This is a genomic window from Stenotrophomonas sp. GbtcB23, from assembly GCF_019091045.1.
Classification (GTDB): Bacteria; Pseudomonadota; Gammaproteobacteria; order Xanthomonadales; family Xanthomonadaceae; genus Stenotrophomonas; species Stenotrophomonas rhizophila_A.
In genome coordinates, this window is record NZ_JAGXKC010000405.1 from 1 (window position 1) to 272 (window position 272).

The window sequence follows — 272 nt, forward strand, 5'->3', positions numbered from 1 at the left end:
TACTATCACGGAGCGCAGTGGACCGCGAAGCAGATCAAGGCACTCAACCAGCGCCGCCAGCCGGTTGTTACATACAATCGAATTGCCCGTAAGCTGAACGCCGTTGTCGGCCTTTTGGAGCGGCAGAAACAAGACCCCCGCGGATATCCTCGCACGCCGAAGCACGAGGAAGCCGCCGTGATCGCCACGGCCGTCCTGCGCTATGTGTTCGATCAGCAGGAATGGGCGACGAAATCGCCGGTCTGCGGCACGAATGGCGCGGTCGATGGCCT

1 protein-coding gene is annotated in these 272 nt (G+C 61.4%); it reads left to right on the top strand.

All coding sequences use genetic code 11. The features are described from left to right. A partial coding sequence (locus tag KVS69_RS19580; protein WP_217539681.1) for a hypothetical protein occupies window positions 1-272 on the top strand: 272 nt, incomplete at both ends.